Source organism: Acetobacter cibinongensis (assembly GCF_000963925.1).
Taxonomy (GTDB): domain Bacteria; phylum Pseudomonadota; class Alphaproteobacteria; order Acetobacterales; family Acetobacteraceae; genus Acetobacter; species Acetobacter cibinongensis.
Map to the genome: position 1 here is coordinate 102,258 of NZ_BAMV01000010.1, position 14,879 is coordinate 117,136.

At 53.3% G+C, this 14,879-nt stretch carries 13 protein-coding genes; 6 read left to right on the forward strand and 7 right to left on the reverse strand.

Annotated elements, in window-relative coordinates:
* Window positions 1–7 precede the first annotated feature (7 nt).
* Window positions 8–1,087 carry a glycosyltransferase family 4 protein gene (locus Abci_RS06225; RefSeq protein WP_048838285.1) on the forward strand — a complete coding sequence of 360 codons (1,080 nt, stop codon included), beginning with the start codon at window positions 8–10 and terminating at the stop codon, window positions 1,085–1,087.
* Here the strand turns inward: Abci_RS06225 and Abci_RS06230 are convergent, their stop codons facing one another.
* Window positions 1,088–3,466, reverse strand: a complete 2,379-nt coding sequence (locus Abci_RS06230) for a heavy metal translocating P-type ATPase (RefSeq protein WP_048838286.1) — start codon at window positions 3,464–3,466, stop codon at window positions 1,088–1,090.
* Between the two features lie 177 nt (window positions 3,467–3,643).
* Here Abci_RS06230 and Abci_RS06235 point away from each other — a divergent pair, with 177 nt between their 5' ends.
* The gene (locus Abci_RS06235) at window positions 3,644–3,976 is read left to right on the forward strand and encodes a metal-sensitive transcriptional regulator (RefSeq protein ID WP_048838341.1); all 333 of its coding nucleotides are present in this window, start codon (window positions 3,644–3,646) and stop codon (window positions 3,974–3,976) included.
* A gap of 23 nt (window positions 3,977–3,999) precedes the next feature.
* Here Abci_RS06235 and Abci_RS06240 read toward each other — a convergent pair whose 3' ends face one another.
* From Abci_RS06240 to Abci_RS06250, 3 genes are read right to left on the reverse strand one after another with little or no spacing between them, the layout of a single operon-like run.
* Complete coding sequence (locus Abci_RS06240) at window positions 4,000–4,269, reverse strand: hypothetical protein (RefSeq protein WP_146806786.1); 270 nt, start codon at window positions 4,267–4,269, stop codon at window positions 4,000–4,002.
* Between the two features lie 29 nt (window positions 4,270–4,298).
* Window positions 4,299–5,084 (reverse strand): copper resistance protein B, encoded by a 786-nt coding sequence (locus Abci_RS06245; protein ID WP_084597552.1) that lies wholly within the window; start codon window positions 5,082–5,084, stop codon window positions 4,299–4,301.
* Complete coding sequence (locus tag Abci_RS06250) at window positions 5,081–6,889, reverse strand: copper resistance system multicopper oxidase (RefSeq protein WP_048838288.1); 1,809 nt, start codon at window positions 6,887–6,889, stop codon at window positions 5,081–5,083. Before Abci_RS06250 ends, Abci_RS06245 begins: the two co-directional genes overlap by 4 nt.
* A gap of 157 nt (window positions 6,890–7,046) precedes the next feature.
* On the opposite strand from Abci_RS06250, the gene Abci_RS06255 reads away from it, so the two are divergent.
* Together Abci_RS06255 and lldD are read left to right on the forward strand one after the other, a co-directional pair.
* On the forward strand, window positions 7,047–7,295 hold the full coding sequence (locus tag Abci_RS06255; RefSeq protein WP_048838289.1) for a hypothetical protein: 249 nt from the start codon (window positions 7,047–7,049) through the stop codon (window positions 7,293–7,295).
* 285 nt (window positions 7,296–7,580) lie between these two features.
* Window positions 7,581–8,732, forward strand: a complete 1,152-nt coding sequence (lldD, locus tag Abci_RS06260) for an FMN-dependent L-lactate dehydrogenase LldD (RefSeq protein ID WP_048838290.1) — start codon at window positions 7,581–7,583, stop codon at window positions 8,730–8,732.
* A gap of 5 nt (window positions 8,733–8,737) precedes the next feature.
* On the opposite strand, the gene Abci_RS06265 is transcribed toward lldD, so the two are convergent.
* A complete protein-coding gene (locus Abci_RS06265; protein WP_048838291.1) occupies window positions 8,738–9,736 on the reverse strand; it encodes a DUF2125 domain-containing protein in 999 nt (332 codons plus the stop codon).
* A gap of 369 nt (window positions 9,737–10,105) precedes the next feature.
* Window positions 10,106–10,810, reverse strand: coding sequence for a lysophospholipid acyltransferase family protein (locus Abci_RS06270; RefSeq protein WP_048838292.1), 705 nt, complete (start codon window positions 10,808–10,810; stop codon window positions 10,106–10,108).
* 178 nt (window positions 10,811–10,988) lie between these two features.
* Here Abci_RS06270 and ahcY point away from each other — a divergent pair, with 178 nt between their 5' ends.
* Both ahcY and Abci_RS06280 read left to right on the forward strand, forming a co-directional pair.
* Complete coding sequence (gene ahcY, locus Abci_RS06275) at window positions 10,989–12,278, forward strand: adenosylhomocysteinase (protein WP_048838293.1); 1,290 nt, start codon at window positions 10,989–10,991, stop codon at window positions 12,276–12,278.
* Window positions 12,279–12,597: 319 nt separating this feature from the next.
* Window positions 12,598–12,999, forward strand: a complete 402-nt coding sequence (locus Abci_RS06280) for a DUF3597 domain-containing protein (RefSeq protein WP_048838294.1) — start codon at window positions 12,598–12,600, stop codon at window positions 12,997–12,999.
* A 148-nt stretch (window positions 13,000–13,147) separates the two neighbouring features.
* Here Abci_RS06280 and dld read toward each other — a convergent pair whose 3' ends face one another.
* Window positions 13,148–14,866 carry a D-lactate dehydrogenase gene (gene dld, locus Abci_RS06285; RefSeq protein WP_048838295.1) on the reverse strand — a complete coding sequence of 573 codons (1,719 nt, stop codon included), beginning with the start codon at window positions 14,864–14,866 and terminating at the stop codon, window positions 13,148–13,150.
* Window positions 14,867–14,879 lie beyond the last annotated feature (13 nt).

The following is a 14,879-nucleotide window of genomic DNA, read 5'->3' on the forward strand; positions in this document are numbered from 1 at the left end:
AACCCGCATGAAAATTTCCTACATTGTCACAAGCCTAGAAAATGGTGGCGCGCAATTAACCATTCCGCCGGTGCTGGCATGCTTGCGCCGCCATGACTGTGACGTCAGCGTTATTGCCTGTGAACCGCGCGACATGAAGGCTGCCGAGAAACTGGACGCGGCTGGTATCCCTTACTCCGTGCTCTTCAACCGCAAGCGCAATAAGCTGACTTACGTGGCTGGTTTGGTAAAAGCCTTACGCGCGGATCGGCCAGATATCATCTGGACCTCCCTCAGTGTTGCAACGCTTGTGGGGCAGTTAGCCGGGAAAATTCTGGGTATTCCCGTTGTCAGCTGGAAGAACAATGCTGAAGCGCGCCTTTATACCCAGCTTTGCCGCAACCTGACACGGCTTTGGGTAGCAGACTCTGCCATGGTGGCCACATTCCTGCGCCAGACAATGCATATCCCGGCGCAACGTGTCATGACATGGCCACTTTATTGTAGCGACACATCCTCCTTTATTACATCGTACTGGGATGACTCACGGCCTTTACGGCTAGGGTCCATGGGCCGACTGAGGGAGCAGAAAAACTACACAGTTCTCATTGATGCCCTGCATGGGTTCCTGCAGAAAAACCCCCAATATGCCACCCGCCTCACCCTCTCCATTGCAGGAGAAGGCCCCTTGAGGGAAGAGTTGCAAAGCAGAATTAACCAATACGATTTGCAGAATGTGGTGCAGCTTTTAGGGTATAATGAAGACCCGAAAAGCTATCTTCAGTCTCTGGATGTATACTTACAGCCGTCATTATTTGAAGGTATGTGCCTTGCAGCCCATGAAGCCATGGCGATGGGGCTACCCGTTATTGCAACACCCGCGGGAGAACTGGCGTTTAGTGTCAAAGCTGATCAAACTGGGTTTGTCCTGCACGGGAACACCGAACAGGCTCTCATAACCACCCTGGAAAGTATTTTTTCCACGCCAAAACTGGTAGCCCAGTATGGCACCGCTGCCCGAGACTTTGTTTCTCATAAGTTTAGCGAACAGGCTTTTGATCAGGCCGGTGCCGATATACTGCAACACATTAAAAATATGCTGCGCTGATTACTTATTTTTGTAAGTTTGCGGCATCCAGCGTTTGAGCAGAAGCGAGTTACTAACAACCGAGACCGAGCTTAACGCCATTGCTGCACCGGCAACAACAGGGTTAAGCAGCCCAAAGGCCGCCAATGGCAACCCAAGAGCATTGTAAACAAACGCAAAAAACAAATTCTGGCGTATCTTGCTTAATGTTGCGCGGGAGAGGGAAATAGCATTCAGAACGCTGCTCAGGTCATTGTTCATCAGCACAATATCCGCTGTCTCCAATGCAATGGCAGAGCCTGCACCAATCGCAAACCCAACATCTGCTGCGGCCAGAGCCGGGGCATCGTTAATGCCGTCTCCCACCATGCCAACCTTTTGGCCTTTAGCGCGAAGCGCTTCCACAGCACTTGCTTTGCCGGCTGGCAGAACACCCGCCTTAAAGTCTGTTATACCAACCTGCTCTGCTACTCTGGCGGCGGCACGCGCATTGTCGCCAGTTAGCATTACCACGTTTATACCGCTTTTTTGCAATGCGCTTACCGCTGGTGCGCTATCCCCCCGCAAGCGGTCAGACAATGCAATATAACCAAGTACTGTGTGAGAGCTGGCCACGGCAATCACTGTTTTGCCAGCGTTTTCATGATCCGTAATGGTCTGCTCATCCAGCACAAACCCTGCTGACTGAATAAACTGGGGAGAGCCAAGCCATGCGCTCTCCCCCGCAATACTCGCCTGCACCCCTTTACCTGGAACCGCCAGAAATTCGCTTAATGCCGCAGCATCCGCCTGCCTGCTCTGTGCACACTTAACAATGGCACGGGCTAGCGGGTGCTCAGAGTCTTTTTCAAGGCTGTAGGCAACATGCAAGAGCCTGTCTTGACTTATGCCTGATGCAGGAAGCACATCACCAACTGTTGGCATGCCTTCTGTCAGGGTGCCGGTTTTATCAACTATGAGAGTTTTTACTGTTTCGGCCTGTTCGAGAGCATCTGCATTTCTGAACAAAATACCCGCATTTGCCCCTCTGCCAGTGCCCACCATAATAGCGGTGGGCGTTGCCAGCCCCAATGAGCAGGGGCAGGCTATAACCAGAACCGAAACAGCATTAACAAGGCTCCAGAGCGCCTGCCCGGTCACGGCCCATCCGATACCAAACGTAAGTCCTGCCAAAACCAGAACAACAGGCACAAAAACACCCGCCACTTTATCCGCAAGCCGTTGTACCTGCGCTTTAGAGCCCTGTGCCTGCTCAACCATTTTGACAATATGCGCCAAAACCGTATCTGCCCCCACGCCAGTGGCCTGCACACGTAAAAGCCCGTTTGCGTTTAGAGTGCCACCAAAAACCTGCGCCCCTGTTTTTTTGAGCACCGGCAGGCTTTCACCGGTCAGCATGGCCTCGTTCACATCAGACGCACCCTCCAGAACCACCCCATCGACTGGTACCGTTTCACCCGGCCTGACCACGAAAATATCGTTCTGCCGCACGGTGCCCACCGGTTGGTCTATTACCGCCCCCTGCCGCTCAATATGGGCCATGCGCGGCTGAAGCGTTAAAAGACTTTGCAAACCACTGGATGTTTTATTTTTTGCATAGGCCTCCATCAGCTTCCCGAGGGAAATAAGAGTGATGATGGAGACACTGGCCTCAAAATAGAGAGGCTGAGGAAGACTAAAGATAACAACGCAGGCACTAAATAAATACGTAATGGTAGTGCCAAGAACCACAAGAACATCCATGTTGGCAGAACCACTGCGGACGGATTTCCAGGCGTTTCTGTAAAAATTGCGGGCGCAATAGAACTGCACGACCGATGCCAGCAGCATTTGCACCCAGCCCGGAAGGCCATGCATATGGCCAAAAAACATTGAGATCATGTCAAAGAAAAACGGTAGAGAGAGCAGTGCTGTCAGCAAAAATTGGTAACAGTCATGCCGCCATGCTTTGGCTTTCTGATCCTGCGCCGTCTGTGCCGTATCGGGCTTGAGCGGAGCAACGCCAAACCCCAGTTTTTCTATGCTGGACTGTAAGTTGGCTGGGTCTGTCAGGCCTGCAACATAGTCTATATGTGCCTGCTCTGTCGCAAAATTAACAGCGGCCTGCACACCGGGCTGCCTGTTCAGCACACGCTCAATACGTGCGGCACAGGACGCACAGCTCATACCAGAAACTGAAAGATCAAGGCTGCTTTGCTCAACTGAAAAACCAGCCTGCCTTACCGCATCCAGAACAGTATTGAATGGTATGGAAGGGTCTTGCAGCGTGACCTGAGCCCGCTCTGTCGCAAAATTAACAACAGCACTGACACCATCCAGCCTGTTCAACACTTTTTCAACACGCGCAGCGCAGGAGGCACAGGTCATACCGTGAATGGGAAAACTGACAGGCTCGGCCACAGCTATGACTCCTTCATACACACCATGCCTCAGATTATTATACCCCCAAGGGGTATATGCAAGCCTAAAATACCTCTCGCATCATGAGTGCCCGCAAACTGTTTATGGCAGGAGCCAAGGCAGCCTGCTAAACTGGAAAAACCATATAAAAGGGGTGCAACGATGGATCTGGATGTGATGCCGGAAAACGAGACACAGGCGTGCCAGAGTTGCGGCTGTGAGCCTGACACCAATACTAAGCGTGTCCAGCAACCTCAGAAAAAAGCGCTCATCAACCGCCTGCGCCGCATAGAAGGGCAGTTGGGTGGCGTGCTGAACATGGTGGAAGAAGACCGCTACTGCGTTGATATTTTAACGCAAATTTCTGCCGTAAAATCAGCGTTGGATGGCGTTGCAATTCACATCCTGTCCACTCACGCGAATGGCTGCGTGCGGGATGCTGTGAAGCAGGACGGAGGAGAAGCCGCCATTGACGAACTCCTGGCCGTTATCCGTAAAATGATCCGGTAACGCTCTCCCCCTCCTGCATACGCTTAGCGGTCGAGGGTGGTTGCTGGGGCCTGTGTTGTGTCCTGCTGCATGGCGGCATCCATCTTGTGGCACACTGCCAACTGGCTTTTGGCTTTGGCATCCAGTTTTTTGTTCTGTTGTTCTGCCTGCTTCAGGGTTTCACACAGTGCCATTTGCTGGTCCATGCTTAACCCAGCCATTGGGTCTGTTGTGGTCGCCTGCTGTTGCCCCTGCGCCGCGTAGACAGGAGATGTGGCCAGAAGAAGCGTAAAAGCCAAAACAGAATAACGCATTTTCATTTCTTTTTTCCTATTTGCCATAATCAGAACCAGCTTCTCACCCCAAGTGTAAAGCGGACAGACCCCGTATCTTCCCCTTGAGCGTGCGCAATATGACGTGCCTGAGCAAGGTACCCGGCATATGTCACGGCTACATAGGGGGCAAATTTGCGCCACAACTCGTACCGTAGCCGCAAACCTGTATCAATTTCAGACACACCCGCCCCAACCTGTCGTCCGGCATCAGACTTGGTATAAAAATTGAGTTCGGCCTGCGGCTGAAGAATAAGCCGGTTGGTCAGCAAAAAATCGTAAGACCCTTCGGCCCGCGCGGCAAAGCGCCCGCGATCACTGACATACGCTGTAGCCTGCACCTCAAACTGATAGAGCGCCAAGCCCTGTATGCCCAATGCGCCCCACGTCCGTGTTGGGCCATCATCTAGGTCAACCCGCGCGCCCGCCTGCACGTCAAAATAGGTGGAAACGGCACGGCTATAAAGTGCTTCATGCTGACCATCCGTTAAGCGGCCGCGTTCCAGCGTGCCTTCACTTTTAAGCCACAACTTGTTGTAGTCTGTGCCGTACCAGCCTTCACCATCCCACCGCAGGTCTGTGCCTGTGCTGTTATACCGCCCTTCCAGCGCATTCAGAATGCCATGAAAATACTTACCTTGATCCATAACCGGCTGCATGGAGCCCATAATGACCGCAGGTTTGCCCGTTGGCGCATCCGCTGCATGATATATGGAAGAAGCTGACTGAGACTGGGCTTGCGCTGGCACCGCCAGCACGCACCCTGAAACACCAAGTGCTGCAAAAAACGCCTTCATTCCACAACCACCGTACGAAACATGCCCAGATCCATGTGGAGCATGAGATGACAATGATAGGCCCAGTTTCCCGGCACATCTGCCGTAACCAGATAGCTCAGGCGGGATCCCGGCTGCGAAATGATAGTGTGCTTGTAGGGGCGATAATCACCCTGCCCGTTTTCAAGCTCGCTCCATAATCCGTGCAGATGAATGGGGTGCTCCATCATTGTATCGTTAATAAGGGTAAAGCGGACCCGTTCTCCCTTTTTAAGGCGTATCGGTCCGGACTCTGAATATTTACGCCCGTTAAAACCCCAGATATAGCGCTCCATATTGCCGGTAAGATGCATAATAATCTCACGTGACGGCGGGCGGGGGTCGGCTCCCTTTCTGGTGGCGCGAAGGTGCTTGTAAGTCAGTACACGTCGGCCATTATTTTCCAGACCATCGCCAGGGCTGCCCAACCGATCAATTGGCATGACGGCGATATTCTGATTTTCAACATTCAGGGGTGGTGGCCCAGGGTCATCAACCTCTAACGCGGGCTTGCCCATGCTGCCATGCATATGCGCCATACTGTGCCCGGCCATACCGGCCATTCCCGCCATATCATGCCCTGAACCTGCCATCATGGCATGGTCGTGAGGCATGGCCATGTGGTCCATAGATTCACCCGGCTTCATATCGCCCATCCCCATATCCACCATAGTTCGCACGGGTCGGGGGTCCATGGGCGGGACAGGCGCGGACAGCCCTGCCCGCGAGGTCAATGTACCCCGCGCAAACCCGGTTCTGTCCTCACTTTGTGCAAAAATGGTGTAGGCTTTGTCCTCTTTGGGCTGCACGATCACATCATATGTTTCGGCCACGCCTATCCGAAATTCATCAATCGGCACAGGCTCCACATCATTACCATCCGCCTGCACCACCAGCATTTCAAGGCCGGGAATACGCACGTCAAACAACGTCATGGACGACGCATTGATAAACCGCAGACGTACTTTTTCACCGGGGGTAAACAAGCCGCTCCAGTTCATGCCCGGAGAATTACCGTTAAGAAGGTAGGTATAAATAATCCCTGTGACATCTGAAATATCGGTCGCGGCCATCCGCATACGGGACCAGGCCAGCCGATCTTTCAGGGCTTTAAGCGCACTCCCCGCCTGTCTGGCCTCTTTAGGGAAAGAGGCAGCCGTCCTCTGTTTGAATACATAGTAATCTGATTGCATTTTCAGGTTACTGATCATGTCCATGGGGGACACATCTGTCCATTCAGACAGCAGAATAACATAGTCCCGCGCGCAGGCATTGGGATCCGGCCTGATTGGGTCAACCACAATGGCGCCGTAAAACCCTTGGGCTTCCTGCATACCTGAATGGCTGTGGTACCAGTAAGTCCCGCTTTGATGCAGCCGGAAACGATACGTAAACTGCCCCCCCGGTGGAATACCCGAGAAGCTTAACCCCGGCACACCGTCCATATCAGACGGGAGCCGAATGCCGTGCCAGTGGATGGAGGTGGCTTCATCCTTCAACTTATTGGCAACCGTTATTTCTACCAGATCACCTTGCCGCCACCGCAAAATGGGGCCAGGCACAGAGCCCTCCACGCACGGGGCATGCAGAACTTTGGAGTCAATTTCGGTACGTTTGCGGCCAACAGTCAGGTTCCACACAGCGGAAGAAGACTGAGGCACAACACCTGAAGCCGGTGCAGCCGCATACCCCGGACGCGTATGGGACGCCCAGGCGCCCAAAGCACCTGCACACGCCACAAAATGCCGACGTGTGAGGCCGCCTCGGACAGGAGACGAACTGGTCATGTAAAAATCCAAACGTGCTGAGCGTTACGGGGTGCGCCTTATAGGGGCATCACCCTCACAAAATTATGCGCTTAGACAGTTTGGAGTCTGGGCGGCCTGAGCAACGGCGAGCGGGCTGCCCCCCGAAGGCCAACAGCCGACACGGAAAAAAACAGGCGTGCCCCGCTGCCTAACGAAGGCACATGCTGCTGCGCCATCGGCTGGACTGCGCTGTCTGACAACAGTTGATGACTATGGCAGCAGGCATCACCTTGTGGCCCAGTGTCCCTCTGTGAGGAGTGCTGGTGTGCTGGATGACCCTTTACACCATGAAATGCTCCGCAAACCACATGGTGCGCCGCCTCATGAACGTGAGAAAGACCAGATACAGGGCCGTGCTGGGCGTGTGCTGGTACGATGGCCATAAACAGCCCAACCTGCATAAACATGCAGGCTATCAGACCTATCCATTTTCTGGCCGAACGCTTTGGCATCACATCCTACAGTTCCGAATGAGCAACTCCTCGGTCACATCCCCAAATATACCCCCAGGGGGGATATACCGCCAAGTCTTTTTTTCTTGAGCCCCCGGCCTGCCACCCCTGAATAGTCATCTTTTTTTTGCAAATGAGAGTCGTTATTATTTGTGGTGGCATTGTTGTTATAACGTGCCATAAAGTGGGAGAACACAGCCTTACGTCAGGAGACCGCCATGATTATTTCTGCCCCAACCGATTACCGGAAAGCCGCACGCCGAAAGCTACCGCCCTTTCTGTTTCACTATATTGATGGCGGGGCGTACGCGGAACGGACCATGCAGCGCAATGTGTCTGATCTGGCTGATCTAGCGTTGCGGCAGCTCATTTTGCGCAATGTCTCCAACCTTCGCACGGATACAGAACTGTTTGGCCGCAAGTTCGCTTTTCCTGCCGCACTGGCGCCCGTTGGTTTAACCGGGATGTATGCGCGGCGTGGTGAAGTTCAGGCCGCACGCGCCGCCGCAAAAACCGGCATACCCTTTACACTCTCCACGGTATCAGTCTGCCCTATTGAGGAAGTGCAGAAACGATCTTCCGCCCCCATCTGGTTTCAGCTTTATGTGCTCAAAGACCGTGGGTTCATGAAAAACGTTCTGGAGCGTGCTAAAGCAGCGGGCATTACAACGCTGGTCTTTACTGTGGATATGCCCACACCGGGTGCCAGATACCGGGATGCTCATTCTGGCATGTCTGGCCCTTATGCGTCCCTCCGGCGCTATGCGCAGGCTGTAACACACCCTCAATGGGCATGGGATGTCGGCCTGCTGGGCCGCCCGCATGACCTTGGCAATATTTCCGTCTATCGGGGCAGCCCCACCAAGCTGGAAGATTACATCGGCTGGTTGGCTGGCAATTTTGATCCATCCATTGGCTGGAAAGACCTTGAATGGATCAGAGAGTTCTGGAACGGCCCCATGATCATAAAAGGTATTCTGGACCCACAGGACGCTCAGGATGCCGTGACCTTTGGTGCGGATGGGATTGTTGTCTCCAACCACGGTGGCCGACAACTGGATGGTGTACTGTCTAGTTGTCGCGCACTCCCCCCCATCACCAAAGCGGTTAGAGGCAAGCTGAAGATTCTGGCAGACTCCGGTATTCGGTCTGGTCTGGATATTGCCCGCATGATTGCTTTAGGTGCTGATGCCGTGCTGCTGGGCCGGGCGTTTGTCTATGCTTTGGCCGCTGACGGCCAAAAGGGTGTGGAGAATGTTTTATCCCTGATGGAGAAAGAACTTCGGGTTGCCATGACGCTGATGGGAGCAAGCACTATTGCCGATATCACGCCCGATAGCGTTGCCAGACTTGACGCAACAGAAGTCTAAACGCCCTACCAGCCCCTGACCGGCACAGGCAGGGTAAGAGGCTGGTCGGTCATGAGGGATGAAAAGAGTTTCTGCTTTATCTCTTCCACATACTGGATTTTCTCTGGCGGCAGCGTCTTGTCCTGCTCAAGCTGCTGGAGAAAATCCTGCCAATGCGCAACTGTCAGCCAGCTTTCCCCCTCCAGCCCGTATGCAGGGACAAACGTCAACCGTGCCGACCACGCCAGATGCAAGCCGCGCCACTGCCCTGTGAGGCTCTGTACCAGAACATCTGGCGCCCTCTGAGCACCGAGTGACGCCTCTGCCTGCTTTGAGCTACCAGTATCGTCCAAGCCTGCATTGCTGAGCAGGTGCGTCCACAGAATGCTCCGGTCAACTGCTGTACCCGGAATAGAAACCACTACCCTCACATCTGATAGATTTTGCGACCACGGTATGAGCGCCGCCTGATCTGCCGTCATGGCTAGCCCAAGAAGACTAGCCTGAGCATCTGCCTGAGTATTCCATTGCAGAGTACCGGCAAGGTGCGTCAGGACCAGACTGTAAGAGGCCAAAGGCCCTTCCTTCCCGGAAACTCTGAGAAAATCAGCGCTGAAGCCCATCTTCTGTCCAACACCCTGCGGCCATAGGGGGAGTGAAACCGTAAACAGCGCACCCTCTGCGTGCAGCACAGTCCTGTTCCGGGCACCCAATGCAAGCCCACCCACTACGTGAAGACGTAGGGAGAGCGGATGCCATACCGCAAGGTCCACCTCCCCTTGCGCCAAAGAAATTTGGGATGCTGCCAGTGTTCCTGTGGAGCACGTTAAAACCACGCCTGTGTAAATTTGGCGCACAGCCCAAAGCGTATAGTGCCTTTGTTGGCTGACAGACGTAACGGTGCATCCAGAACGCGCTTGTAATGACGCGGAAATATGGGGGGCATACATGGCTGCACTCCCCCACCACGCAGCATAAAGCAGGAGGGCACCCGTTACTGCGTACCATAAGCGCCGTGGCGTCATCACGGGTTTGTTCGTCTTCCCAAAAGCATGTTTCCTATGCATCCCGTTTCAAGAATGGTCGTTTTATCCACACATATACGCCAAAGCCGAATGTTAAGGCCGAACATCTTTAAGAAAATATTTATTATAGATGCACCATCAAACCCAAAGCAGGGGAAATCCTCACAACTATTTATTTTTAAATAGTTTTTCCAAGAAAGATAGAAGCACACTCAATTCCAGAACTAATCTGGTTTATGTCATTTTTATGTAATTGTTACAAAACACAGCATTCAGCACGGTAACGGCACAAATAAAGGGGCACGAGATCCACACACTTATCCACACCCCATGCAGAATACGTAGGCCCCTTATTGCGTAACACGCTGATCAGCTTATCTGCTTTTCCAAGGTGCGCCATGCTGCTTCAATTTGAGGAAGCATCACTTTGCGGCCTGCGGGTGCCAGCGGCTCCCCAATAACCACATGCAGCACGCCTGACCTTTTGAAAAAAGCATTCCGCCCCCAGAAACGGCCGGAGTTGGTGGCAACCGGTACTACGGGCAAACTGGTATGGGCCGCCATGGCAGCAATACCCGGTTTAAGGGGCACATGCTCCCCGGGCGCTGTGCGCGTGCCTTCTGGGAAAATAATGATCTGTTTGCCGGCCTGTGCTGCCTTTTCCGTCTCCTGCAACAGAGCACGAAGGGCCTTTGCACCATCGGCTCTTTCAATGGGCATCATGCCTGCCAGAATAAGCATTGGCCCCAGAAGAGGAATACGCCGCAACTCGCCTTTCATGACGTAGGATGGGCGCGGCACCAGCAGCATCCAGATCAGGGTATCAAACGCAGACTGATGCTGGGAGGCTATGAGGAATGGTCCGTTAAGTTTGGCAAGCCTCTCCTGCCCGCTAATCTGTACCTGCACACCGCAGACCGTGCTGAAAAGCCGGATCATTAACTGTGACCAGAGCTTGGCGTACGCCAAGGCCTGCCCGCGGGCAAACCAGCGGATGGGAAAGGCCCCTATGCCCATGGCCACCGTGAGAGCGAACGCCAGAATATTGAACAGAAATGAGCGAATAACAGCCATGATCGCGCCTTATGACCTTTCTGCACCATGCTTTGGAGGCCTTTTGCAGACCAGAAAATACCTCACCATGCAAGCCGCAGCCCGTATTAAACAGGAAACCGACCGGTTATAGCTGGCCTGTACGCCGCTCACACTGTATAGAAACGCACCATTACGACCTATAAGATACAGGACAGACATGACTGACTATAAGGTAAAAGACCTTTCCCTGGCAGAATGGGGCCGCAAGGAAATTTCCATTGCCGAAGGCGAAATGCCCGGCCTGATGGCTCTGCGCGAAGAATATGGTGCAAGCCAGCCCCTTAAGGGTGCGCGCATTGCAGGCTGCCTGCACATGACCATTCAGACTGCTGTTCTGATTGAAACACTGACAGCTCTGGGTGCTACGGTTCGCTGGTCTTCCTGCAACATTTTCTCCACGCAGGACCATGCTGCTGCTGCCATTGCTGCTGCCGGCATTCCCGTATTTGCGTGGAAAGGCCTGACAGAAGACGAGTTCAACTGGTGCATTGAACAGACCATTAAAGGTCCGGACGGCTGGACCCCGAACATGATTCTGGACGATGGTGGTGACCTGACGGTCATGATGCACGACCAGTACCCAGAACTGCTGGCTGAGGTAAAAGGCCTTTCTGAAGAAACCACAACGGGCGTACACCGCCTGTGGGAAATGCAGAAAAAAGGCACGCTGAAGGTTCCAGCCATCAACGTGAACGACAGCGTTACCAAATCCAAATTTGATAACCTGTATGGCTGCCGTGAAAGCCTTGTTGACGCCATCCGCCGTGGCACGGACGTGATGATGGCTGGCAAGGTTGCCGTAGTTGCTGGTTACGGTGACGTGGGCAAAGGCTCCGCTGCATCCCTGCGTAATGCTGGTTGCCGCGTTCTGGTCACGGAAGTTGACCCGATCTGCGCCCTTCAGGCCGCCATGGAAGGCTATGAAGTTGTGACCATGGAAGATGCAGCCCCACGCGGCGATATCTTCGTGACAGCAACAGGCAATGTGGATGTCATTACGGTTGACCACATGCGCGCTATGAAGAACCGCGCCATTGTGTGCAACATCGGCCATTTTGACTCTGAAATTCAGATTGGTGGCCTGCGTAACTTCACATGGGACAACATCAAACCGCAGGTTGATGAAGTTGTTTTCCCTGACGGCAAACGCCTGATTGTTCTGTCAGAAGGCCGTCTGGTGAACCTTGGCAACGCTACAGGCCACCCTTCCTTCGTGATGTCTGCCTCCTTCACCAACCAGACGCTGGCACAGATCGAACTGTGGACAGCACCTGCTGGCAAGTATGACGTTAAAGTCTACACCCTGCCGAAGAAGCTGGATGAAAAAGTAGCCGCCCTGCATCTTGCAAAAGTTGGCGCACAGCTGAGCAAAATGAGCCAGAAACAGGCTGACTACATTGACGTGCCAGTCAATGGCCCGTTCAAACACGAAGAATACCGCTACTAATAAAACATCTGCCGCGGATTGCTTTTGCACCGCGCCAGACAAGAGCGCAGGGCTTCATGCTCTGCGCTTTTTTTATGATGCAAATTCAAAATAAACGACATGTATTCACGGACGGCCCATAACTGTGTTGTTCAGAAATACAAAAAACAGATAGACGCCCAAAGCTAACTTGATTAACTAAAGTTAATTTAAACTTTTATTTCTCGTCCTATGCAACCCTAAGCGGTGTTATATACTTGAACCCGCACAGACCCTGACGTCATTACGCCATATTTTTTGGTCACTGTGTTGGGGTACTATTAGCAAGGAGAACTTGAGCATGAGCATTTTTGGCTCCATTCTGTCTTCCATTTTTCACCATGCAAAAGCCGCTACACCTGACAGCACCACAGGCGCTGCAGCAGTAACCTCTGCTGCTGTCCCGACCGATGCATCTGCCGGTGCAGCAGCAACCCCGCCTGCAGGCACACCAGTGAACATTGATGCCGTTCTGGCTGACATGGCTGCAAAAAACGGCCAGAACCTGAACTGGAAAGAGTCCATCGTTGACCTGCTGAAACTGCTGGGCCTCGATAGCTCCCTCGACTCTCGCAAAAAGCTGGCTGGGGAGCTGGGTTACACCGGTGACACCAACGATTCCGCAACCATGAATGTCTGGCTGATCAAACAGGTTCGCCAGAAGCTAGTTGAAAACGGCGGTAAGGTTCCTGCTGGCCTGTAAAATATGACTGTTTCCACTGTCTTTCGGCTCCCGAAAAAGTAGATACAGTTTGATTATTAAAAAGGCGTGCAAGGCTTTCGCTTTGCACGCCTTTTTTTACGCCTGTTACGTCTCCGCTCCCACAGAAGGGAGAGCGGAGAATAAATGCTTAAACGCTTTCCGCAACCCAGTTGCGCTTCTTGGTTGCCTGCCCAATACCCGGATTAAAGCAGTTGCATGGGTCCAGTGTACGATAGTGCGCCAGCATGTCTTCTGGTGCCTCGTAAAGATGTCCCACATTATGCTCTGCCGGGTAACGAGCCCCGCGCTGGTCAAGCCCAGGCAACATGCTGTGCTCAACAGCAACGGCATTGTAGCCTTTTTTAATGACGTAATCCTGATGCATGACGTGGCATAGGAAATGACCGTAGTAGAGTTTGACGATAATCTTGTCTTCAATCTCCTGCGGCAGTGTTTCAAACCACTCGCGGTCATTACGCCGTAGAGCCACATCCAACGCCACAATATCTTCCGCCTCGCGGTGGTGTACGGCACGATACCGCACGGCCGCCCCGGCCGCAGCAAAACGATGCAGGAAGGCTCGGCTCCCTTCATCGGGTGTGCATTCAAAATACGCACCAGTCACCTTACTAAAATAGTCAGCCAGGTAGCTGCGCATGGCAGGTGCAAGGGTTTCCGTCACTTTAAGCATGAGATGATGCTCATACTTATTACGGTAGTCGAGCATCCGTTCCGGCAACTGGTTAGGAATAAAGGCACTGAGCGCCTGCATGATGCGATCACTCAGATTTTCAGGCAGAAACCCAAATTTTTTCGTGAAAATGTCGAAACGGGATTTCATGGCAAACATTTTTGGCAGGAAAGCCGTGCCAAATTTGCGAATAATCGCAAAGGTGTCTTTGCCGTATTTTTCCGCAATATTAAACGCATCGCGGTGCATGTATTCGCCAGCGATGGGCAGTTCCTCAAACGCGGTCAGAACATGCCTCCGCAAATCTTCCAGTTCATCTGTGCTGTTGGTGCCAATGTAGAAAACGCTGGCGTTTTTGTTGGCCGGGAACGTATCCAGCCGTACAGCAAACACCACCAGTTTGCCTGCACAGCCTGCGGCCTCATGCCAACGTGCAGGGTCAGCGTTATAGCGTGCCGGTGTATCGGCATCTACATCGCGTACATGGGTGATATAATGCCCGTCATGGCCATGCCCTGCATCCCACTGGATATCGGCATCACTGAAAGTCCCAGCCTGCAATTTTGCAAGAATACTTTCCGGGTCATTACCCAGATCAATCCCCAGATGGTTGACCAGGCGGAGTTGCCCATCTTCCGCAACCTGCCCGAACACCGCCATCTCTGTATAGGCTGGGCCACGCTGCACCAGTGCGCCACCAGAGTTATTGCTAATTCCCCCCAGCACCGAAGCCCCAATGCAGGAGGACCCTATAACAGAATGGGGTTCACGCCCTATGGCAGCCAGCTTGCTTTCAAGCTCATACAAGGTAGCTCCGGGCAGGCAGACAACCTGCTTGCCATCACCAATCAGGTGGCTCCCTGTCAGCCTGAGCGTGCTGATCAACACAATTTCACGGTCGTAGTCATTGCCATCAGGCGTTGAGCCACCGGTAAGCCCCGTGTTGGCCGCCTGCATGATAATAATTTTGTCTGCCTGAACACAGGCCTGCGCCACGCGCCACAGTTCAATCAAAGAACCGGGCTGCACAACTGCCAGAACATTCCCGGAGCCAAACCGAAAACCATGCCGGAAGCGATACGTCTCAGCCTCTCCCGTCAGCACATGATGGCTGCCAACAATGGCGTTAAGGCTGCTGAGTAAAGACTGGTCAGCCTGAGGCTGGATCTGGGTCATGGAAGCGGGAACT